At 34.8% G+C, this 22,299-nt stretch carries 17 protein-coding genes; 6 read left to right on the forward strand and 11 right to left on the reverse strand.

What is annotated here, in order from left to right; genetic code table 11:
- Window positions 1–43: 43 nt before the first annotated feature.
- Window positions 44–931: a 3-hydroxyacyl-CoA dehydrogenase family protein gene (locus L1S34_RS11960; protein WP_236364208.1), complete on the reverse strand. Its 888-nt coding sequence runs from the start codon at window positions 929–931 to the stop codon at window positions 44–46.
- A gap of 81 nt (window positions 932–1,012) precedes the next feature.
- The gene (locus tag L1S34_RS11965) at window positions 1,013–1,978 is read right to left on the reverse strand and encodes a Gfo/Idh/MocA family oxidoreductase (protein ID WP_166133840.1); all 966 of its coding nucleotides are present in this window, start codon (window positions 1,976–1,978) and stop codon (window positions 1,013–1,015) included.
- A 156-nt stretch (window positions 1,979–2,134) separates the two neighbouring features.
- On the opposite strand from L1S34_RS11965, the gene L1S34_RS11970 reads away from it, so the two are divergent.
- The gene (locus L1S34_RS11970; RefSeq protein ID WP_236364209.1) at window positions 2,135–2,776 is read left to right on the forward strand and encodes a protein-L-isoaspartate(D-aspartate) O-methyltransferase; all 642 of its coding nucleotides are present in this window, start codon (window positions 2,135–2,137) and stop codon (window positions 2,774–2,776) included.
- 67 nt (window positions 2,777–2,843) lie between these two features.
- On the opposite strand, the gene L1S34_RS11975 is transcribed toward L1S34_RS11970, so the two are convergent.
- From L1S34_RS11975 to L1S34_RS11985, 3 genes are all read right to left on the reverse strand, one after another.
- Complete coding sequence (locus L1S34_RS11975; RefSeq protein WP_236364210.1) at window positions 2,844–3,815, reverse strand: helix-turn-helix domain-containing protein; 972 nt, start codon at window positions 3,813–3,815, stop codon at window positions 2,844–2,846.
- A gap of 81 nt (window positions 3,816–3,896) precedes the next feature.
- The gene (gene smpB, locus L1S34_RS11980; RefSeq protein WP_166133846.1) at window positions 3,897–4,352 is read right to left on the reverse strand and encodes an SsrA-binding protein SmpB; all 456 of its coding nucleotides are present in this window, start codon (window positions 4,350–4,352) and stop codon (window positions 3,897–3,899) included.
- A 40-nt stretch (window positions 4,353–4,392) separates the two neighbouring features.
- Window positions 4,393–4,878, reverse strand: coding sequence for a SixA phosphatase family protein (locus L1S34_RS11985; RefSeq protein WP_166133848.1), 486 nt, complete (start codon window positions 4,876–4,878; stop codon window positions 4,393–4,395).
- Window positions 4,879–4,924: 46 nt separating this feature from the next.
- Here L1S34_RS11985 and L1S34_RS11990 point away from each other — a divergent pair, with 46 nt between their 5' ends.
- A complete protein-coding gene (locus L1S34_RS11990; RefSeq protein WP_236364211.1) occupies window positions 4,925–5,155 on the forward strand; it encodes a VF530 family DNA-binding protein in 231 nt (76 codons plus the stop codon).
- Window positions 5,156–5,160: 5 nt separating this feature from the next.
- Here L1S34_RS11990 and L1S34_RS11995 read toward each other — a convergent pair whose 3' ends face one another.
- The 3 genes from L1S34_RS11995 to L1S34_RS12005 all read right to left on the reverse strand — a co-directional run bounded on the left by L1S34_RS11995 (window position 5,161) and on the right by L1S34_RS12005 (window position 7,241).
- Window positions 5,161–5,712 (reverse strand): DUF3575 domain-containing protein, encoded by a 552-nt coding sequence (locus L1S34_RS11995; protein WP_236364212.1) that lies wholly within the window; start codon window positions 5,710–5,712, stop codon window positions 5,161–5,163.
- Between the two features lie 116 nt (window positions 5,713–5,828).
- Window positions 5,829–6,377: a GNAT family N-acetyltransferase gene (locus L1S34_RS12000; RefSeq protein ID WP_236364213.1), complete on the reverse strand. Its 549-nt coding sequence runs from the start codon at window positions 6,375–6,377 to the stop codon at window positions 5,829–5,831.
- Between the two features lie 12 nt (window positions 6,378–6,389).
- A complete protein-coding gene (locus tag L1S34_RS12005; RefSeq protein WP_236364214.1) occupies window positions 6,390–7,241 on the reverse strand; it encodes an aldose 1-epimerase family protein in 852 nt (283 codons plus the stop codon).
- 162 nt (window positions 7,242–7,403) lie between these two features.
- On the opposite strand from L1S34_RS12005, the gene L1S34_RS12010 reads away from it, so the two are divergent.
- Window positions 7,404–9,674, forward strand: a complete 2,271-nt coding sequence (locus L1S34_RS12010) for a M1 family metallopeptidase (RefSeq protein WP_236364215.1) — start codon at window positions 7,404–7,406, stop codon at window positions 9,672–9,674.
- 70 nt (window positions 9,675–9,744) lie between these two features.
- Here the strand turns inward: L1S34_RS12010 and L1S34_RS12015 are convergent, their stop codons facing one another.
- The gene (locus L1S34_RS12015; protein ID WP_236364216.1) at window positions 9,745–10,785 is read right to left on the reverse strand and encodes an agmatine deiminase family protein; all 1,041 of its coding nucleotides are present in this window, start codon (window positions 10,783–10,785) and stop codon (window positions 9,745–9,747) included.
- A 183-nt stretch (window positions 10,786–10,968) separates the two neighbouring features.
- Between L1S34_RS12015 and L1S34_RS12020 the strand changes: the two genes are divergently transcribed.
- A complete protein-coding gene (locus tag L1S34_RS12020) occupies window positions 10,969–12,489 on the forward strand; it encodes a choice-of-anchor I family protein (RefSeq protein WP_236364217.1) in 1,521 nt (506 codons plus the stop codon).
- Window positions 12,490–12,565: 76 nt separating this feature from the next.
- On the opposite strand, the gene L1S34_RS12025 is transcribed toward L1S34_RS12020, so the two are convergent.
- The gene (locus L1S34_RS12025) at window positions 12,566–13,453 is read right to left on the reverse strand and encodes a carbon-nitrogen hydrolase (RefSeq protein WP_210789811.1); all 888 of its coding nucleotides are present in this window, start codon (window positions 13,451–13,453) and stop codon (window positions 12,566–12,568) included.
- A gap of 134 nt (window positions 13,454–13,587) precedes the next feature.
- Entirely contained in the window at window positions 13,588–16,290 is a 2,703-nt protein-coding gene (locus tag L1S34_RS12030) for a S8 family peptidase (RefSeq protein WP_236364218.1), read from the reverse strand.
- A gap of 542 nt (window positions 16,291–16,832) precedes the next feature.
- On the opposite strand from L1S34_RS12030, the gene L1S34_RS12035 reads away from it, so the two are divergent.
- Together L1S34_RS12035 and L1S34_RS12040 are read left to right on the forward strand one after the other, a co-directional pair.
- Window positions 16,833–17,663 (forward strand): M57 family metalloprotease, encoded by an 831-nt coding sequence (locus L1S34_RS12035; protein WP_166133868.1) that lies wholly within the window; start codon window positions 16,833–16,835, stop codon window positions 17,661–17,663.
- Window positions 17,664–17,931: 268 nt separating this feature from the next.
- Window positions 17,932–22,290 (forward strand): PKD domain-containing protein, encoded by a 4,359-nt coding sequence (locus L1S34_RS12040; protein WP_236364219.1) that lies wholly within the window; start codon window positions 17,932–17,934, stop codon window positions 22,288–22,290.
- Window positions 22,291–22,299: the final 9 nt, after the last annotated feature.

Below are 22,299 nucleotides of genomic sequence, written 5' to 3' on the forward strand. Positions count from 1 at the left end.
CAGAAGTTTATCTTGATACTTTTGACTTTCAAAATTTATGATATTAAATAAATTGTTTAGATATTTTTTCCGCTTTTTTGCTTTCAGAATAATCATAGAAACCTTCACCAGATTTTACTCCTAATTTTCCGGCGCGAACCATGTTTACAAGTAATGGACAAGGCGCATATTTCGGATTTTTGAATCCGTCGTACATCACATTTAAAATCGCCAAACACACATCAAGACCAATAAAATCGGCTAGTTGTAATGGTCCCATTGGTTGTCCCATTCCTAGTTTCATCACCGTGTCTATTTCATACACACCAGCAACTTTATTGTACAAAGTCTCAATAGCTTCATTGATCATTGGCATTAAAATTCTGTTGGCAACAAATCCAGGGTAGTCATTTACTTCAACAGGAGTTTTTCCTAATTTTTCAGAAAGGCTCATGATGGTTTTAGTAACTTCATCGCTAGTATTGTAACCACGAATGATTTCCACCAATTTCATAATTGGCACCGGATTCATAAAGTGCATTCCAATTACACGTTCTGGGTGCGTCACAACAGCACCTATCTGTGTGATAGAAATCGACGATGTATTCGTAGCCAAGATAGTATCGTGAGAACAAAGTTTATTCAATTTCTCAAAAATGCTCAGTTTTAAAGCTACGTTTTCAGTCGCCGCTTCAACAACTAAATCAACGCCAACAACTCCATCTTCGATATCATTGTAAGTAATAATGTTGGTAATTGTTTTCGTTTTATCTTCTTCGGTGATAGTACCTTTGGCAATCATTCGATCTAAATTAGCGGCAATAGTTGCCATTCCTTTATCTAATGATTGTTCAGAAACATCAATTAATTTTACGGTAAAACCACTTTGTGCAAAAGTATGAGCGATTCCATTACCCATTGTTCCTGCTCCGATTACGGCTATTGTTTTCATATTTTGAGTTTAAAGTTTAAAAGTTTAAAGTTCAAAGTTATTATGAGTAACTGAAAACGGTAAACTTGAAAGTAATTATATTTATTTTTTAAAGCAGTCAATGATTTGGTACGCTACTCGCAACGCTTCTGTTGCTTGATTTAAGGTTACAGTAGGAGTTGTATTGTTGGTGATGGCATCTGCAAACGATTCTAATTCATCAAGAATGGCATTATTTTGCTCAACTTCAGGATTCGAAAAGTAGATTTGTTTTTTTACTCCTTCAGCATTTTGCAAGATCATATCAAAATCGCCTGGAACTTCTGGAGCATCTTTCATTTTAACGACTTCACATTTTTTTTCTAGGAAATCAACAGAGATGTAAGCGTCTTTTTGGAAAAAGCGTGATTTGCGCATGTTCTTCATCGAAATTCGGCTTGCGGTCAAGTTGGCAACGCAACCATTTTCGAATTCAATTCTGGCATTGGCAATATCAGGAGTGTCAGAAATAACAGAAACTCCGCTCGCACTTATATTTTTTACTTTAGATTGTACTACGCTTAAAATAGCATCAATATCATGAATCATTAAATCTAAAACAACAGGAACATCGGTTCCACGAGGATTAAATTCTGCTAAACGATGTGCTTCAATAAACATTGGGTTTTCGATCATATTTTTGGTCGCAATGAACGCAGGGTTAAAGCGCTCCACATGTCCAACTTGCCCTTTTACATTGTATTCATTTGCCAAAGCGATAATTTCTTCGGCTTCTTCAACAGTGTTTGAAATTGGTTTTTCAATAAAAACATGCTTTCCTGACTTGATTGCGACTTTGGCACATTTGTAATGCGAAAGAGTAGGAGTAACAATGTCAATTACATCTACAGCATGTATTAAAGTAGCGATAGTGCTAAAATGTTTGTAACCAAATTCTTTAGCTACTTTTTCAGCATTTTCTTGATTGGGGTCGTAAAAACCAACTAATTCATATTTTTCAGATTGTTGTAATAAACGCAAATGTATTTTTCCTAGATGACCCGCACCTAATACTCCAATTTTTAGCATAACGATGTAATTTTTACAAAAATAGCAATAATATGATTAAAATTCAATTTAAAAAAGTCCAATTTCAGGCTATAATTGCAAGGATTGTTTTTGCAAATTGCCATTTGCTTTTTGGCATTTTTCCCTCTATTTTTACCAAAATAAAACTACCCCATTTTGAGAGATACAGCCAAACATCAAGGACTTCGAAATCAACTAACAAGCATTTTAGAGCAAAAAGGGATTGTAGATAAAAATGTACTTGATGCGATTAAAAAGATACCAAGACACTTGTTTTTAGATTCTAGTTTTGAGGATTACGCATATCAAGACAAGGCTTTTCCTATTGGGGCGGGGCAAACTATTTCGCAACCCTACACGGTAGCTTTTCAATCGCAATTGTTAGAAGTTAAAAAAGAAGATAAAATCTTAGAAATTGGTACTGGCTCGGGATATCAAACGGCTGTTTTGTGTACCATGGGAGCTAAAGTATATAGCGTAGAACGACAAAAAGAGTTGTTTAAAAAGACATCTAATTTGTTTCCGAAATTGCATATTAGACCCAAGCATCTTTCTTTTGGTGATGGTTACAAAGGTTTACCAAACTATGCGCCATTTGATAGTATTATTGTCACTGCTGGTGCTCCTTTTATCCCACAGCCGTTAATGGCTCAGTTAAAAATTGGAGGTCGATTGGTAATTCCGCTTGGCGAAGACGTTCAAATCATGACGTTACTTATTCGTAAAAACGAAACCCAATTTGAAAAACACGAATTTGGTGAATTTCGATTTGTACCGCTTTTGGAAGATAAAAATTAAGTAAGATATCGGGTATTCTGAGGTTAATCTCTTTTTTATTATTAGATTTTCAGCTTCTATTTCAATTTCATTCGATTGAAGTAGTTAAACCATATCGTTTCAAAATGTTTTTCTGTTCATTAATCACAGCGATATAATTTTCTTCTTCGCTTGAATTTGATGCGTTTAATAAGGTTTGAATGGTTGGTAAAAGGGTATAACCATTCAGTAAGAATAAATAATTTGTTACTAGGCACGCCATTTTTTCATTTTCAATATCAAAAACAGACAGCCTTCTTAACTTTTGATAGGTTTGTACAGCAAAAATCATAGGATGAAGCTCATTTTTTTGGCTTTCGAACCATGTGAAAAAGCTTTCCAATTCCTTGTTTGATTCATTTGTCTGATTTTCAGTTGCATCTGATAAAATTCCGCGAATTAACAATTGATAAAGGGTATGTAATTCTTTAGAAATGATAACTGTATTGTTTTGAGCAAGGTCACGAAGGTAGGCGAGTGCTTCGTGCTGATTAATGACTTCAAGGTGTTCGCGCATGCTTTTACCTGAAATCGTGTGGCCTTTGTTGATAATCAAATCTGTTTCTTCCAGACCCATGCTGTTGCCTGCAGTACGATTGCTTTCATAAGTGAGTTCTATTTCTAAAGTTTTGGAGATGCGGTATCGGTCAAAGTGACTAATTGTACTTAAGTCATTTTTCAAAGAAGTAACTTCATCTAATAATCGTAAAAGGATTTTTGAAGGCTCGAACTTTTTTGGTTTAGTAATTACTTGTAATTCCTGCTGAGCGAGTTGTAAGGCTTGCATTGCCCATTCTTCGTTATTGATTTCGTTTAGGATTTTATCTTTAAGCCAAAGTATCACAATTTTTTCAATATCTATTTCAAGTAAATGAGCTAGTTTGACTAATTGGTCTTTTGTAGGCTTACGGTTTCCGGTTTCAAATTTGCTAATCAAGGCTTGATCAATGCCTAATAATTGCGCTACTTCTCGAGTTTTCAAACCTTTTTGTACGCGCGCTAATTTAAGCATTTGGTGCATATAATTGAAATGTTTTTTCGAGTCTTGACGATTTAAGTCATCAAAGAAATTACTTCTTTAAGTAAAATTCAAGTTAACAACTTAGAACGATTTTTTGATTCGTTCTAAGTCGCGTTTGGTATCTTGTTCTTTTAATGATTCGCGTTTGTCGTAGGTTTTTTTACCTTTACAAAGGCCTATTTGTAGTTTAGCTAACCCTTTTTCATTGGTAAACAATTTCAAAGGAACAATGGTTAAACCTTTGGCTTGTACGCTTTTTAGTAAACCTTTTAATTCTTTCCTTTTTAAAAGTAATTTTCTTTCACTTCTGGATTTATGATTGAATTGATTACCAAAAGCATACTCTTCAATATAGGTATTGATTGCAAAAAGCTCAGCATTGCTGTTAAACTCACAAAAGCTTTCTGTAATATTGGCTTTGCCCAAACGAATAGATTTAATTTCAGTACCTGCTAATACAATTCCAGCAGTGTAGGTATCGAGAATTTCATAATCGAATTTCGCTCTTTTGTTGAATATGTTTATTGTTTTTACCATAGGTGACAAAGGTAATAAAATTTAAAATGGTTTTGTCAAATTAAGGTAATTTGAGTAGTTGGTAACTAATGGTGTCACCAATAATTGTTACTATATAGAGGTTTCCAAAGGTGGTATCTTCAATATCGTTAAATACTTGTTGGTTTATTATCTTATTGACAAAGTCTGGAGTGGTATTGCTATGACCTACAATCAGTACTTTTCTACCTAAAGTTATTTTTTTAAACGCCTTTAAATCAATTTTTTGAGGATCATAAAGCTGTATTTCAATTTTATCGGCAGTAGCAATTGGAGTCGCTGTTTGCTGAGTTCTTTTGTAATTAGTGCTGTAAATTTGGTCAAAATCAATTGATTCAAAAATAGCTTTCCATTTTTGTGCTCGTTGCATTCCTAACTCTGATAAATTTGGATCTTTAGAGTTGTCTACTTTTTCGGCATGTCTAATAAAATAATAAGTAGTGCTTTTTTGTTGACTAAAACTAAGTTGCCATGCCATTAATAGGAATAAAATCAGTTTTGTTTTCATGATCAATTGTATTTTGCTTCGGTTGAAAATTAGTTATCTTTGCATTATGCAAAATTCTACATCAAAAGACCCACTTCACGGTATTACCCTAAAATCTATTGTAGAGCAATTGGTTGCTTATTATGGGTTTGATACTTTAGGAGAATTGATCAAAATTAAATGTTTTAGAGACAACCCAAGTGTAAAATCAAGCCTTACTTTTTTGCGTAAAACCGATTGGGCACGTCAGCAAGTTGAGGAGTTGTATGTAAAAACTATTCCAAAATTCTCAAAGTAATTCCATTACTTAATTCGGTAAGAAAGCATTATGCCACCTCTATAAGGAAGCCATTCACCACTTTTGTTGTATTTTTTGGCCTCATCCACACGTTCACCTGTACTTACTAAATACCCTTTGTAAAAACCCTGATGGTTTCCGCCACCTAAAAAGAAATCCAAAACAAAGCGTTCTTTAATTCTCTTTTGGTAGCCAATTGTTGCCCCGGCCATGTATCCCACACCTTTTTCATAATTATCCGTTTTCCAGTAATTCCATTTTTGGAAGTTATAAACCGTACCTCCTAAGTGAACCCCAGCATAGAAACCATTAAACTTTTCTTTAAAATGATAGCGGTATTCTGGGATAAACATGTAGAACTGCGCTGGATTTCCATTGATCGATTTCCACATAGATGCGGTAATATCAAACTGAAAAGTTGATTTTTTACCAATGCTGGTTTCAATCCCAACATTTGGTACGGTTAGCAAGGTAGTTATCGCATTGGCTTTTACATAGGTTTGTGCTTGAGCGAAAGTGCTAATTAAAAGGAGAGTGCAGTATATTATTTTTTTCATAATTATTGAATTAATACCAATGGTATTCAAATTGTAAAATGGTTTGGAGCAAATTTAAAATATAATAGGTACCAAATAGGTATTATCGTTTATAAATCACTTTTAAAGTGATTGTTTTATTTTTTTAAAATCGAATAAATAACACTATCCCAAAAGCGACCATCGAAAAATTCATTTTCTCGCAAATGACCTTCTTTAATAAATCCGTTTTTCTCTAGTACTTTTGCGGAAGCATAATTTTCTGGATCGATAATGGCTTCAATAGAATGCAAGTTCATCTCGTCCCATCCATATTTCACAACTTTTTGTACTGCCTCTGTAATAATTCCTTTGCCGTGATGTTCAGGTAATAACATGTAACCAATTTCGGCCCGGTAACTCTCGGGTTTAATTCTATAATGTCCAATAATACCAATCATTTTCGGGTTGTCTTGAAATGATATAGCCCAATTTATTCCTAAGTTGGCATCAATGTTATCATTGATTGTTTTGATATGTTCAAGGGCTTGTTCAGTAGTATGTAAAAGTGGTCGTGGAATAAATTCCATTGTTTGAGGATTGGAACGTAGCGCAAGTAATTCGGCAGCATCGCTATCATCTAAACGTCTCAAAACCAATCGCTCGGTTTGTAAAATAGGGAATGGAGAAAAATTAATTACCATCATGAGAATGAAAATTTAAAGTATTTCAATTTGATATTGTGCCGTAAAAGATTGATTTGCATTAAGTTTTTGCATTCCTTCTTTTTCAAACAAATTACCATTTGCAGTTTGAGTATCAGAATAACCATACCAAGGTTCAATGCAAACAAATGGAGCGTTTATTTTTGTCCAAATGCCTAAATTAGGAAACCCAGCATATTTTACTTTTAAAAGTGGTTTTTCTTGATGTACGATGGTCAGCTCTTTAGATTCAGTGGTTTTGAAAATCAAAGCGTCGTTTGCAAACAAATCATAATCTAATGCTACTTTTTTATTATTTGAAGCAAGAACTTTGGTTTGATCAGATACTAAATCGTTGACCAAAATAAAGTATTTCAAAGTTTCTTCTTTTTCGAAAACTAAACTATAATCGTTAAAATTATCTTCTAAAGCAAATGCAGGATGTGCACCTATGGCAAACGGCATCGAATGCTCTCCTTTATTGATCACTTTGTAATCAACAAGAATAGTAGCATTTTGAAGTGTGTAACTCACCTGCAATTCAAAATGGAATGGGTAAACTGCTAAAGTTTTTGGATCGGCTTGCAAAGAAAAAGTAACTGCTGTTTTTGACGATTGTACGATATCAAAATGCATGTCTCGAGCAAAACCATGTCGTGTTAATTGGTATTGTTGCTCATTAAAATTGTAGGTGTTGTTTTTTAAAGTTCCAACAATTGGGAATAAAATAGGAGCGTGCTTTCCCCATATAGCTGGGTCACCTCCCCATATGTATTCTTTTTCCTCCGAGTTTGTAATCGAAAATAATTCGGCTCCAAGCTGCTTAATTTGAACGGTAAGTTTTGAATTTTGTAGCGTTGTAATCACGTTAGTTGATTTAAAATGAGAATTTGCAATAGTGTAAAAGTATTTATAAAATATCTAATTGTTGCTTGAAGCACTTTTTTTATTCATGCAGCTGGTAATGATTGTGTTTTTAAGGCTTAAATTCCTCTTTTTTTATTTAATTTGTATAAAAAATTATAAACAATGAAAAACTTAAAATTAGGATTTCTACTACCAGTTGCTTTACTGTCTGTAGGAGTTCATACTTTGTCAGCGCAGCAGGCTCCTGCAAATGGAGCAGCAGCACCGATTTCAAAGTATGATTATCATGATGCTTTTGCACCTCATTTTTACTCGAAAAACGGAACAAATACTCGTTCTGCAAGTGGTCAACCTGGAGCCGAATATTGGCAAAACAGCGCTGATTACAAATTGACGGCTAAATTAGATGAGCAAAAAAATGAAATCGCAGGTACGGGAATTATCACCTATACCAATAATAGTCCGGATAAATTGGGCTTTTTATGGATGAATTTGGATCAAAATTTATTCAAAGCTGATTCTCGTGGAAATGCCGTTGTGCCCTTAACAGGAAGTAGAAATGGTGCTCAAGGACAAGTTTTTGACGGAGGTCACAAAATTAAATCGGTTAAAATTCTTAGCACCAATAAAGGAGTAACAACAGAGTCGGTAGCTAAATACGTAATCACTGATACAAGAATGCAAGTGTTTTTACCTCAAGCTTTGAGTGCAAAAGGTGGCGTCGTAAAAGTGAAAATTGAATTTTCATTTGTTGCGCCTTTCGAAGGATCAGATAGAATGGGAGTTTTGGAAACTAAAAACGGAAAAATCTTCACAATTGCTCAATGGTACCCACGTATGTGTGTGTACGATGATGTGCGCGGCTGGAATACTAACCCGTACTTGGGAGCTTCTGAGTTTTACCTAGAATATGGTGACTTTGATGTAAGTATTACTGCCCCATCAAACCACATAGTTGTGGCTTCGGGAGAATTGGTAAACACAACTGCTGTTTATTCTGCGGCGGAACAAGCTCGTTTGGCACAAGCAAAACAAAGCGATAAAACGGTTATCATTCGATCTGCTTCAGAGGTTGAGGCGCTCGCTAAATCAGCAACTTCAGCTACCAAAACGTGGAATTATAAAATCAAAAATTCACGAGATTTTTCATGGTCTTCTTCTGCGGCTTTTGTTTTAGATGCTGCAAAAATCAATTTGCCAAGCGGTAAAAAATCGTTAGCAATGTCAGTGTATCCTATCGAAAGTGCTGGTGATACAGCTTGGGGACGCTCTACAGAATATACCAAGGCTTCTATTGAAAATTACTCAAAAAGATGGTATGAATATCCTTATCCTGCTGCAATTAACGTCGCTGGAAATGAGGGTGGAATGGAATATCCAGGAATTGTATTTTGTAGTTGGGAGTCTAAAGGTGCCGACTTATGGGGAGTTACTGATCACGAGTTCGGACACATTTGGTTCCCAATGATCGTAGGTTCTAACGAACGTTTGTTTGCTTGGATGGATGAAGGTTTTAATACATTCATCAATTCATTAAGTTCACTTGATTTTAACAATGGTGAGTATAAAGAGCCAAAAGCCGACATGCACCAGAGAGCTGAAACGTATACAAGCCCGAATTTAGAAACTATCATGAGTTCTCCTGACAATATGAAGGAACGTAATATTGGTTTATTAGCGTACTCTAAACCAAGTTCTGGATTGGTAATTTTGAGAGAACAAGTTCTAGGACCTGAACGATTTGACTTGGCTTTGAAAACATATATTGAGCGTTGGGCTTTTAAACACCCACAACCTGATGATTTCTTTAGAACAATTGAAAATGTTGCTGGAGAAGATTTAAGTTGGTTTTGGAGAGGTTGGTTTCAATACAACTGGCGTTTAGATCAAGGTATCAATAATGTGAAATACGTTAAAAATGATACTAAACTAGGTGCGGTAATTACCATTGAAAACTTTGAAAAAATGGCTATGCCAGTAGCCTTAGATGTAAAAACTAAAGCTGGAAAAGTTACACGTGTGAATTTACCAGTTGAAATTTGGCAACGTAACAAAGTATGGTCTTTCAAACACAATTCAACTGAAGAAATTGAAAGTATTACTCTAGATCCAGACCACGTTTTACCAGACAGCAATACTAAAAACAATACTTGGACAGCAACAGCTGGAACTCTTGAAAAAGATGTGATTTTGGATGGATATTTAGGAACTTATTCTACAAAAATGGCTCCGCTTAAAATCACTTTCACAGAGAAAAATGGCGTTTTAAATGCGTTGATTACAGGTTATCCAAGTTTTAGTGTAGAGCCAATTGGTAAAAACAAGTTCGAATCTAAACTGGCAGGATTGACTTTTGAATTCAACGATAGTTTAAATGGTTTCGAAATGTTGGTTCCAGATGGACAAAAAATTCCTTTTACTAAGGAAAAATAAAATTATGATTGTTATTAAGTAAAATAGGCTGCCCATAAAGGCAGCCTATTTTTATTTAGAATTTTAATTGTTACTTGGGTATTTGTTGACTTAAGCAGTGCAAAGTTCCAAATCCCCATATGAAATCAGTGGCACTAATACCAATCACTTCGCGGTCTGGAAAACATTCAGATAAAATATTCAAAGCAATTCGGTCATTACTGTCATTAAATGTAGGTACTAAAACGCAGTTGTTCAAAATTAAAAAATTCGCATAACTTGCGGGTAATTGTAGTCCGTCAAAAAGTACTTTTTTAGGCATTGGCAACACTACAATCACTGGTGATTTACCATTTTCTAGTTTTGCATTTTGCAAGCGCTTTAAATTGTCTTGTAGGGCATGGTAATTTTTATCTTCTGGATTTGTCTCTACAATAGTCACAATGGTATCTTCGTTGACAAAGCGGCACAAATCATCAATATGGCCGTGCGTATCATCTCCTACGATTCCGTTTCCAAGCCAAATGACATTGGTCACTCCCAAATATTCTTTAAACACGGCTTCGTAATCTTCTTTTGTGAAACCAGCATTTCGCACTTGAATATCTGGATGCAATAAACATTCTTCAGAAGTTAACAAAGTACCTCGACCGTTTACATCAATCGCACCGCCTTCTACAATGACAGGTTTTCCTTTGTATACCACTTGCGTTAGCGGTAAGCCAAGATGAGTGGCTACTTTTTTAGGAACCAATTTATCTAGCTGTATGTTTTTGTATTTGGCCCAACCGTTGAAATTAAAGTTTAAAGCTTCTCTTGCAGAACCATTATATACGATAATTGGTCCTGAGTCACGCATCCAACTGCGATTGGTTTTGTATAAAATATAGGATATCGAGTCGGCTGAAACATGTGCCATCTCTAGCATTTCTTGTACTTTTTGCTTTTGTTGCTCATCGGCTACAACCAAATAAACGGTTTCAAAAGCGGCTACTTTTTTAATAAATTCGACAAATGCCCATTGAACCGCCTCGTATTTTCCTGGCCAATCTTTCCCGTTGTGTGGAAAACAAAGTAACATTCCTTGTTGTTTTTCCCACTCTGCAGGAAATCGTCTTGTATTTGTAGTCATAAAGAAGTTATTGTTTGAAAGATTGCAAATATAAACATTCAACTTCATTCTCGAAAACTATGTATTGACTGATTTTACATTTGAAATGAACCTTGATTGTTTTGGTAATAATTATATAATGTTGTGTTAATTTCAAAAATACAGTTGCGTGTTAGTTTTGGCAAAAACAAAAAACACACAATTATGAAAAAACAATTTATGACGTTCTTGGTTGCCGGTGCCGTATTGGTTGGTTGCGAGAAAGATTCGAATGCAAACCAAGAACCCGAGTTAATCGTTAATGAAAATGCTGCAAGTTTTAAAGAAATCGGTTCTCTTGCCATAGGAGGAACGGGTGCTGCTGAAATTAGTGCCTATGATGAAGTTGGTAAAAAATTATTTACAGTAAATAACAGCAACACCAATCAAATTGATGTAATTGATATAACAGATCCTACTAGTCCTAAAAAATTAGCTGTGATTGATTTATCGGTTTATAATGGAGCATCAAATAGTGTGGCTGTTTATGATGGCAAATTAGCGGTTGCAATAGAATCTACTGTTAACAAACAAGCAAATGGAAAAGTAGTTGTTTTTAAAACGACTGATTATAGCTTGATTAAAGAAATAACTGTGGGTGCATTACCTGATATGTTAACCTTTTCGCCTGACGGGAAATTTATTATGACAGCCAATGAAGGAGAGCCAAATGCAGACTATTCGGTAGATCCTGATGGAACTATTTCGATTATTGATGTAAACAATAACTATGCTGTGACTACCTTAAATTTTTCGGGATTCGAAAATCAATTAACAGCTTTGAAAGCAAAAGGATTTCGAATTTCTAAAAAAGCAAAATCTTTTGCAGCAGATATTGAGCCTGAATATATTACTATCTCTGAAGATTCTAAAACGGCTTGGATCACTTTACAAGAAAACAATGGAGTAGCTAAAGTCGATTTGACTAACAAAACCATAACGGCTCTTTTTGGATTAGGTTATAAAGATTTCAATAGCGTTGAAAATGGCATTGACGTAAGTGATAGAGACAATGCAATTGCCTTCACTCCATGGAAATTAAAAGGATTGTTCATGCCTGATGCAATTGCCAGTTATATGGTAAACGGAACTACTTATTTTGTAACAGCAAATGAGGGAGACGCTAGAGAATATGGTACCTATAGTGATGTTGCACGGTTGAAACCCTTGTCATTAGATCCAACTGCTTTTCCTGATGCAGTAACTTTAAAAACCGATCCTAAAATGGGACGTTTGAATTTAGTTGCTACCGAAGGTGATACTGATAATGATGGTGATTTGGATGAATTAATTAGTTTTGGAGCGCGTTCTTTTACCATCTGGAACGGAAATACAGGCGCTTTGGTTTTTGATAGCAAAAATGATTTAGATAAACGTTCTCAAGATTTTGGAACCTATGACGATGCACGTAGTGATGATAAAGGTTCAGAACCAGAAGCTGTTGTAGTGGCAAAAATGGGAAATAAAAATATTTTATTTGTTGGCTTAGAACGAACAGATACAGTAATGGTTTATGACATTACTAACCCAGCAGCTCCACAATTTTTGCAAAGTTTTAAAACTGGCGATGCACCTGAAGGATTACTTTTTATACCAGCAGCAAAAAGTCCTACTAAAAGAAGTTTACTCGTTGTAAGTAGTGAAGGAGATGGAGTAGTGAAATTTTTCCAACCGGATTTGAATTAAATAGAGTCATTATTTAAAACAAACAAGCCTGCTGATTTTGAAATTAGCAGGCTTGTCTTGTTTTTACGATATAAATTTAGTCGATGGCTCTTTTTGTAATATCGCCAAAAGCATCAATACGTCGGTCTCTAAAAAATGGCCAGTTTTGACGCACATTTTCTTGTAAATCAAGATCCACTTCGGCAATGAGGATTTCTTCTTGATCGTGTGATGCTTGTGCTAAAATTTCTCCTTGAGGTCCGGCAATAAAAGAAGATCCCCAGAATTGAATTCCAGCTGTATCAGGTAAATATTGCTCTAAACCAATACGGTTAGCTGCTGCTACGTACACACCATTTGCTACTGCATGCCCTTTCATTACGGTCATCCAAGCATTGTGTTGGTTTTCACCATATTGCTCTTTTTCTTGCGGGTGCCATCCAATTGCGGTAGGATAAAACAATACTTCAGCACCTTTCAAAGCAGTCAAACGAGCTGCTTCAGGATACCATTGATCCCAACAAATTAAAGTTCCAATATTTCCTTTTTTGGTTGGATTGTTTTTAAATCCTAAATCACCTGGTGTGAAATAAAATTTTTCGTAAAAAGCAGGATCGTCTGGAATATGCATTTTGCGGTACAATCCAGCTTCTGTCCCGTCAGTATCAATAATGTAGGCACTGTTATGATAAATACCCGCCATTCTTTTTTCAAAAAAAGGAACAATAATAACCACTCCTAGTTCTTTTGCTAGAGCACTAAAAGCAGTAAAAGAAGTGCTGTACAAAGGCTCTGCAATCGAAAAATTTTCAACATCTTCGCTCTGGCAAAAGTAATGGCTGCTGTATAACTCAGGCAAAGAGATAACTTCTGCTCCTTGTTTTGCGGCATCGCGAACCCAACTGATGCATTTTTTCAAGTTGTTTTCGGCAACATCATTCAAATTCAACTGAATAACCGCTATTTTGTATTTTTTATTTGACATGCTTTCTAATTTTAGACTGCAAAAATAGTGAATTTTAGAAAGAGTAAAAAATAGGGTATTAGCGAATTTGTTTTTAGAAAGTCTCGCTTTTTCATAGCAACCCTTTTTTTGGCAATTTTATTAGCACAATACCACTAGATTTTGATCAATTTCCCGGTTTGAGTCTCGCCTTTAGCGGTAATAAGCTTATAAATATATACGCCAGATGTGAAATTAATAAGCGTGATTTCTGAGGATTTTGAACTAATTGGATTGGTTTGCATTAATTGTCCGCTGCTATTAAAAAGTTGTAATTCGCCAGCGCCTTCGGATTTAGCCTCAATTAAAAGTTTGTTGTCTTTTTGGACCAAGGTAGGAGTAACCAAAAATAATTGTTCAAAGTAATAATTAGTCTCGAATACGGATGAGTCGAATACAGTTCCATCAATTAAAGTTAATCTTATAAAGTAGCGATTAATACCAATTTCTGGATTGTCATCTGTTACGGTAATTGTTTTTGAATTGATGTTTAAGATTGTATTTATTGAAGTTTCTTGATTATTTTTTGTTTTAAGTATTTCTATTTTTTTTATCTGAAAAAGACTAAAAAGACTAGCGCTTATTTTAATTTGATTTTCTGATTCAATTTCAGCTAGAGTCGACTCAAAGTAACAATCTGTATTTGGTCTTGTTACTACAGTTAATTCACTTTTGATGCCTTCAATTCCTTGAAAAACGGGCGCTACCGTATAATTTGTGGCATCGGTAAAGGTGTAAGTATTGGTTGTTATTTGCTCTTTAAATTGTAAGCTGCTGTTGCGTAATGTATAAATATTAAAAGCGGTCACAGCGGGTGGAGTAGACCAAGTAATTTCGGTAATTCCATTGCAAACCAATGTTGTGGTAAGATTTAAGTCGTACGATAAAATAAAGGAATCACTAAGATATTCTCTTTCGTTAATCTTCATTTTTAGTTTAGCTTGCTCAAAAAGGGGTTGAGTTGGAGTGTACAAATAGAGTTGATTTTGAATATCAATATTATTTTGAATCGGTGTCCATGATAATCCGTTGTCGAAGCTAATAGATAATGTTCCGTTTGCATTCGTTTGATTGGTTTTCCATTTAAAAGGAGAAGGATTTTTTCCATCAAATGGGAAATTATCATTGCGTTTCGGATACAACCATTCAAAGGTATCGGCTGATTCATAATCATAAACAATACTATAATTTTGAAAATCATTTTGTAAAAGCTGACTTTTTACTGTTAAAGTATAAGTTTGCTGCTGAGGATTTGCTAACTCAATTTGTTCTATTGTATTGAGATGGTCCGGCGCCTTAGTTGCAGGAGCTGCTGGATTTGCTGGATTAAGTACCCAAGGTAATTCATTTTCGGTAGTCGAATTTAAAGATAAATCGAGGTCATTTACCAAACAAAAGGTACTATTGGCAGGCGCTTCGGGATCAGTCCAAACTAATGATATTTTTAGATTTTTTGCGGAGGCAGGCAATTCTATTTGATGGGTGTTAGTTTGCATGGATCCAATTTTCCCCAAGATAATCCGATTTTCATTTATAGTATTCAAACATTTTGTAGCATTTATATTCCCGAAACCGTAGGTAAAATCAGGACCTTTATTACCTAAATCTTTAGCACTGTTTATTAAAATGGCTTTGGCAGTATCATTACGTAGCGGCAGTTTGTTTTTTGCAGTATGCAGTTCGTTCATCAATGCGATAACTCCAGTAGTAATGGCTGCGCTATTTGATGTACCTTCTGTACTATAGGCTACTATTTCGGGTTTAATTCGACCATCATTAGCAGGTCCTTTTGACGAAAAAGGCATTATTTGTTCATTAGTATCTACACAACCAACTACAATACTATTTTTAGAGTTTTTGAAGTTACCTGTAATGGTTTTGTAGCCCTCAGTTCCTCTGTTTCCTGCCGAAAATACATGGTTTAAGCTGGTGTTTTCAAATGAATTTTTGTCGTAAGCGTTTGCTAGTAGACCATAAAAATTTTCAATAGTTGTTCCATACGAATGATTTTGGACGGTTACGCCTGGTAATGAATTAATTGGATCAGGAAAAAGAGAATTAAAATTGGAGGATTGTAATTTAGCCTTTGGTGCGACACCTTTGCCTAATACTGAGCTGTTACCTAATCCGGCAGCTATAGTTGCCATAGCAGTTGCATGAGCACCTACTTGTGCTGACTCTGTGCTAGACGAAATATATTTTCCGAGTAGGTCAATATCGGCGGTATCAAACAAATCATCTTTAATGGAAATAATTTGAGTGGCGCCATCAACGAGTGGAAATTTTTCTGAAAGCCCGTTTATCTGGTTTACGGTTAAATTTTGATCTCTAATTTTAGATTCAAGGGTGGGAGTAAAGGATTCTGTTGTAATAGATAATACAAAAGGTAATTGTAAAATATGCTCTTGTATTGTTTGTAAATCTGTGCGTAACATGATAATATCACCAACAATTTTGTGTGCTATTTGCAACTTGTTTAATGTGGCTTGAAGTAAGTTGGTATTAGATGTTGAGAGATTGAAATTGTTTTTTCTATTTTTTTTAAGGGTTTGTTCCGGGAGTTTCCAATCGTTGTTAACCCGATAAATTTGTTCCTTAAATTTTTCCGATGGTTCGTTCGAAACAGAAATAATACAAAATTGCGCGTCTAATTTCTTTATTATTTGATGCTTGTTAGTCAATGCATTAGAAACAGTAGTTAGAAAAAAGGTTGAAGGTTTCTTTTGGTCTTTAATAAGCAAATGTTTCCATCGATCTGTTTTTTGCGAAAAAGATATCAAAGGAATAAAGAGTAGTGCTATAATGATTTTGAAATTCATGTAATAAAGTATTTTGAATGCTATTTTTAGTTGGATTAAAATATATTGCACTTTTTTATTTTCTGATAATTTATTTGTAAGAATTTGTTATTTCGGACCATTTTGAAACTATTATATAAGTCTTTGTTTGATTTTAACAACCTACAAAAATTATGTTAAAATATATAAAATTATTCCTCTTAGTACTTATTTTTTTAACTAAATTGATTTTTTACTTTTTTTCAAATATAAAAAATAATTTCTAATTTTTCTTTTCATTTCATTAGTAAAAAATAATTGAATGTTATTTTATTACTCAATTTTAGATGATATTGTTTTTATTTAACAATAAAATTATCGTATTGACAAACGGCCTTTTGTTTTTAATTTGTTCTTGATTGTCTTTTTTTAAAACATTTGTTACAAATATAACTTTTTTAGTTAAATTTGTTATTTTAATAAAAATATGATTTTCGTACAAATTTAATTGTCTATTTTCGGCTTTTTGATTTTGCAAAGTGCTTCAAAAAAAACAATTAACTTTTCTTAAAATTAACCAAACGATGAAAAAAATTAAAAGAATTTTAATGTTGTCTTGTGCAGTTTTGGCTTTTGTAGCTTGTACTAAAGATGACGAAACTACTGCTGTAAAAGCAGATGCAACTAAGGTAACACCAGAGATTTTAGCTAAACTTAGTTCGCTTTCATTCAACAATAAAGATGTGAAAGTTGTAAAGCATGTAAACCAAAATGGTGTTACAGAAGATGCGTTTTTAATAGAAGGAGATATCATCATGACCAAAGCGCAAATTAATAGTATGGATTTGCATGGTGGTATTACCACAGAACAATACAGAACCAATAACCTTGTGTCTGGACCAAGAACAATTCGTGTTGTTGGTTTATCAGGAACTGGTGCATCGGCGCTTAGTGCAAACATGCGTTCTGGATTACAAGCGGCAATTAACCGCTACAATAACTTGAACCTGACTTTAAAATTCTCTTTAACTTTCAGTTCTAGTACTACCGGTGCAAACATTGTAGTACGCAGAGCTGCAGGTGGTGCAGGAGGAGTAGCAGGATTCCCATCAGGAGGAAACCCATTCAATACAGTGACTTTGTACTCTGGTATGGATACGTATTCAGTTGGTGTAAACTCGCATGTAGCTGCTCACGAAATCGGACATTGTATTGGTTTGCGTCACACAGATTGGTTTAGCCGTCAAAGTTGTGGAGAAAACACTAATGAGGGGACTTCAGGCGTAGGTGCTGTGCTTATTCCGGGAACTCCGTCAGGATATGATCCTACTTCATACATGAGAGCTTGTTTTAGTTCAAGTGACACAGGTGTATTTAATACTAACGATGTTACTGCTTTAAATTATTTATACTAGATAATTCTTCGAAGCACTTTGCAATAATTAAAAAAGGCTGTTTCTCTCACGGGAAATAGCCTTTTTTATTTTGAATATAATTCTTTGTAACAGTTTGTTTAATTAGATAGATAGGTATTGGGATGTGATTTGGAACAAGGCTAATTCATTCTTTCTGTTTAAGAAGCCTAAAACATGTTTCGTATTTATTTTTGTAAATAACTAGTATTACTATTGCCCAGTTAATTAATTATGATATTTTTGTGAGAAAATTATATATTTTGTTTTCATGCAAAAAAATACTCTTCTGTTCCGATGGTATGTGCTATTGGGACTCTTTTTTGGAATTAATTCCTTACTTGCCAATACGATATACCCTAACATTGAGATTAAGGAATTTGCTCCCACTGTAGATTTTAATTTTAATAACAATAGTAGTTGTTCTGAAACCCCAATTACATTCAACCCAACTGTGAGCGGTAATGCTCCTTATACTTATCTTTGGGAATTTGGAGACGGAAAATCATCTTCAGATAGTAATCCGACTCATACTTTTACGGCTTTAGGTTGCGGTATCCAAACCTTTATTGTCAAATTAACAGTTAAAGACAGGAATGGAGAAGAAAGCACAGTTAGTAAACCTGTTTTGGTACAACAAAAACCTGATCTGAAATTTGTTAACAGAATGGCAGGTTCAAACTCAGTTTTTGAACGTTGCGGAGATAATAATTCCAGTTTAAGTTACACCATCGACGTTGGAAATGAATCGGCGTCAACTTCATGTGTTACTTCTTATAATATTGATTGGGGAGATGGTAGAACAGAGACCAATGTTGTTTTTCCTAGACAGCATACTTATGAAAAGTTAGGCTCCTTTAATATGGTAATTACGGCAGTAGGTGCCAGTGGCTGTAATAACCGTGTTTCATATATTGTAAAAAATTCAAATAACCCGATTGGAGCCTTAATTGCCCCGGGAAATACGACCAATTTTTGTCTACCTGTGGCACCAATGAATTTTGCAATTGGGTCTTGGGCTCTCAATCCTTCGGATACAAAATATCAGGTAAATTATGGAGATGGAACTATTGTAAATTACACTCAAGCACAATTAGAGAGCTCGATTTATTACAACAAGGCTAATCCAGCAGCTTCTCAAAATTTTCCAATTCCACATACCTTTACTAGATTCAATTGCCCAAACGGAAATACTGTTGCTTTAATTATTTCTACCTCATGCGGGAGCACTTATTTAACAGCTGGTCCTATTATTATTTTAGATGTTCCTGTGGTTGATTTTAACGTGAATCGCGTTAATTGTGTAGGTAGATCAGTGTTTTTCAATAATAACACTATTGCAGGTTACACTAATGACTGTAGTACTTTTAATGTTTATACTTGGGATTTTGGAGATGGTAGTCCTGTTTCAAGAGCAGTTAATCCATCACATATTTATAACAATCCAGGATCTTATACAGTAACTATGTTTGCCCAAACGCCGTGCGGAATTGGAAGAACAGTTACCAGAACAATTTGTGTAGAACCAGTATTGCAACCTAGTTTTACCTATTCAAAACCATGTGCGAATTCAAATACTCAAATCACCAATACAACAGATGTACGACAAAGTTGTGGAACAGAAACGTACATTTGGGAGGTAATAAATTATTTTGAAGATTTTTGTGGTAAAAAGCCAGAACAATGGTTTTTTGCTAATGGTACTGGACGTAATTCAAAGGATCCAGTAATCAATTTTGTAACTCCAGGAAATTATTATTTACGCCTTACCACTATAAATTCTTGTGGTGTAGAAAGAGTTAATGTACAGCTTATAGAAGTTAAAACACCACCAAAAATCACTTTAAATCCAATATCCGATTTTTGTAATTCGGCTACTATCCAACCTGTTGGTAATGTGTTAGATGGTTGTGCACCACAATCAGAGTTGACTTACTTATGGAGTTTTCCAGGCGGAACACCATCAACATCAACACTTTTGAATCCGGGTTCTATTACTTATTCAGTTAGTGGAAATTACCAAGCTACTTTTAGTGTAACCAATAGTTGTGGTACCACATCTGCAACACGAAATTTTTCAGTAAATACGGTTCTTTCGCCAATTATTAGCCCAAAATCTGAATCAATTTGTAGTGGTTCTTCATTTTTAGTTCGTCCTACATCTAATGGTATTGATAATGTTCCTGCAAATACGACTTATACTTGGACTAATCCGGTTGTTTCGCCTGCAGGAGCAGTAAGTGGTGCTGTCGGACAGTTTTCTCCCGTTAGCGCCATTGGTCAAACATTAGTAAATAACACGAACACTCCTGCCACAGTTACCTATACCATCAACCCAACGGCAGGAAGTTGCCCTGGGCCAGCCTTTACAATTACTGTTGTGGTAAACCCCTTGATTAAAGTAGTAGAAACGAATAAAAAATCAAGTTGTTTTGGTGCAAATGATGCTTCTTTGAGTATTGTAGTTTCTGGAGGAATTCCATTTGCAACTGGTAGTCCATATCAGTTTTCATGGTCAGGTCCTGACGGATTTTCTGCCAATACCAGCTCAATCATCAATCTAAAACCTGGACTCTATACATTAAGAGTTATTGATAATGGTAATTGTCCATTTGTCAAATCATATTTGGTAGAAGAGCCAGGTAAGTTTCAGTTTGGAGCCTCAAAAGTAGATATCAGTTGTTTTAATAAAAACGACGGAACGATTGACCTCAATGTGATAGGAGGTAATTTGCCTTATACCTATGAATGGACCAAAGATGGGGTTTCATTTTCTACAACTGAAGATCTTAGAAATCTACAAGAGGGTATTTATAAGGTCACGATCAAAGAAGCTAATAATTGCGATATTTTAACAGGTACCTATGTGGTAATAAATCCGCCATTACTTGAGGTAAAATTAGAAAGTAAGATAGATATTTTGTGTTATGGTTTTAGTACGGGTGAAATAAATGTTACACCTAGTGGTGGACGAGCAGTTGAAACCACTCCTGGAAATTTTAATTACCGTTACAATTGGTCAGGTCCAAATGGTTTTACCAGCAGCAATAAAAACCTAAGAAATGTACCTGCTGGTACTTATAATTTAGTGGTTACAGATAATTCAAATTGTACAGCAAATTTACAAGTGATTCTTACCCAAAACGATGAAATTGCACTTGAGTTTACCAAAACCGAAATAGCATGTTACAATGACGCGAATGCATCTATTACAATTACCAATATTAAAGGTGGAATTCCTTTTGCAACAGGAGCGCCGTACCAAGTACAATGGAGTAATTTAGGAACAGGTTTGGTTCAGAATAATTTATCAGCAGGAACGTATTTAATTACCGTGACGGATGCCTTAAATTGTTCGAAGATTTTCCAAGTAATCATTGACAATGCACCAGTATTTACAATCAATCCTGATGTTAAAAACATCTCGTGTTTTGGGGCTAAGAATGCTTACATTCGTTTGAATTTAGTTGGTGGATTGACTCCTGTAAAATTAGTATGGGATGATGACTCAACTGCTGGAATTGAGCGAAATAATATAGGGCCTGGCCGCTATACTGTTACGATTACAGATGCTAAAATGTGTCAAATTAAAAGAACTTTTATAATTAATGAGCCTTTGAAACTAGAATTGAAAGCTGATGTAACTAATACATTAAGCTGTTCAAATGCCAATACTGGAGCTATCAATTTGGTAGTAACAGGTGGCGCGCAGCCGTTTAAATACTTATGGTCAAATGGTGCAACTACTGAAGATTTACAAAATTTACCTCCTGATAACTATACTGTAATTGTTACCGATGCAAATGGTTGCACGGAGACTCAATCATGGAAAATAACACGTTTTGATCAATTAACTCCTACTGTTGAGGTGCTTACGGATTATAATTGTGAAACTAAATTTGTAAAACAAACGTTTGTGGGTAAAGTAAAAGGAGGAATACCGCCCTATACTTTGAGTTGGTCTGATGGTATTGTTTCTGGAAGCAACAACGAGATTATGAATACCAATAATAATGGTTTGATCATTTTTAGTGTAACGGATAGTTTTGGTTGTAGCGCAGCGATTAATTTTAATGTTGCTACGCCAGTTCTAGGAACTCCAAATTTTGAAACAAGTTCGTATGGCAAAGATGTTTACCAGCTTTATTCCATTCATGATCCTGTTCAATTTTCCAATTTAGCTACTGGCGATTTCACTAGTATTTCTTGGGATTTTGGAGATGGAAATTTCTCTGATCAAGCGAGTCCGCAGCATATTTATACCAAGCCTGGAACCTACACAATTAAACAAACTGTAAATTATCCTTTTGGATGTCAATATGTAAATACCAAAACACTACTTGTGCAAAAAGGCTATAGTGTAGTCATGCCTAATGCCTTTACACCAAATGGTGACGGAGTAAATGATTCATTTGCGCCCGTGTTTTTAGGTTTTATTGAGATGACATTAGATGTTTATGATAGCTGGGGAAGTATCGTTCATACTGAAAAGGGCCAAACACTTAGCGGTTGGAACGGGAAAGTAAAAGATTTAGATGCAGAAAACGGAAATTATTATTTCAAACTTTCAGCAACTACTTTTTACAATAAAACAGTTGTCGAAGAAGGCGCATTCACATTAATTAAATAAAGAAAAGCA

The organism is Flavobacterium sp. K77 (assembly GCF_021608205.1).
GTDB lineage: Bacteria > Bacteroidota > Bacteroidia > Flavobacteriales > Flavobacteriaceae > Flavobacterium > Flavobacterium turcicum.

Coding starts and splice junctions, on each gene's coding strand:
- L1S34_RS11960 (WP_236364208.1), bottom strand. CDS start 931: ATGAAAACAATAGCCGTAATCGGAGCAGGAACAATGGGTAATGGAATC.
- L1S34_RS11965 (WP_166133840.1), bottom strand. CDS start 1,978: ATGCTAAAAATTGGAGTATTAGGTGCGGGTCATCTAGGAAAAATACAT.
- L1S34_RS11975 (WP_236364210.1), bottom strand. CDS start 3,815: ATGCACCAAATGCTTAAATTAGCGCGCGTACAAAAAGGTTTGAAAACT.
- smpB (WP_166133846.1), bottom strand. CDS start 4,352: ATGGTAAAAACAATAAACATATTCAACAAAAGAGCGAAATTCGATTAT.
- L1S34_RS11985 (WP_166133848.1), bottom strand. CDS start 4,878: ATGAAAACAAAACTGATTTTATTCCTATTAATGGCATGGCAACTTAGT.
- L1S34_RS11990 (WP_236364211.1), top strand. CDS start 4,925: ATGCAAAATTCTACATCAAAAGACCCACTTCACGGTATTACCCTAAAA.
- L1S34_RS11995 (WP_236364212.1), bottom strand. CDS start 5,712: ATGAAAAAAATAATATACTGCACTCTCCTTTTAATTAGCACTTTCGCT.
- L1S34_RS12000 (WP_236364213.1), bottom strand. CDS start 6,377: ATGATGGTAATTAATTTTTCTCCATTCCCTATTTTACAAACCGAGCGA.
- L1S34_RS12010 (WP_236364215.1), top strand. CDS start 7,404: ATGAAAAACTTAAAATTAGGATTTCTACTACCAGTTGCTTTACTGTCT.
- L1S34_RS12015 (WP_236364216.1), bottom strand. CDS start 10,785: ATGACTACAAATACAAGACGATTTCCTGCAGAGTGGGAAAAACAACAA.
- L1S34_RS12020 (WP_236364217.1), top strand. CDS start 10,969: ATGAAAAAACAATTTATGACGTTCTTGGTTGCCGGTGCCGTATTGGTT.
- L1S34_RS12025 (WP_210789811.1), bottom strand. CDS start 13,453: ATGTCAAATAAAAAATACAAAATAGCGGTTATTCAGTTGAATTTGAAT.
- L1S34_RS12030 (WP_236364218.1), bottom strand. CDS start 16,290: ATGAATTTCAAAATCATTATAGCACTACTCTTTATTCCTTTGATATCT.
- L1S34_RS12035 (WP_166133868.1), top strand. CDS start 16,833: ATGAAAAAAATTAAAAGAATTTTAATGTTGTCTTGTGCAGTTTTGGCT.
- L1S34_RS12040 (WP_236364219.1), top strand. CDS start 17,932: ATGCAAAAAAATACTCTTCTGTTCCGATGGTATGTGCTATTGGGACTC.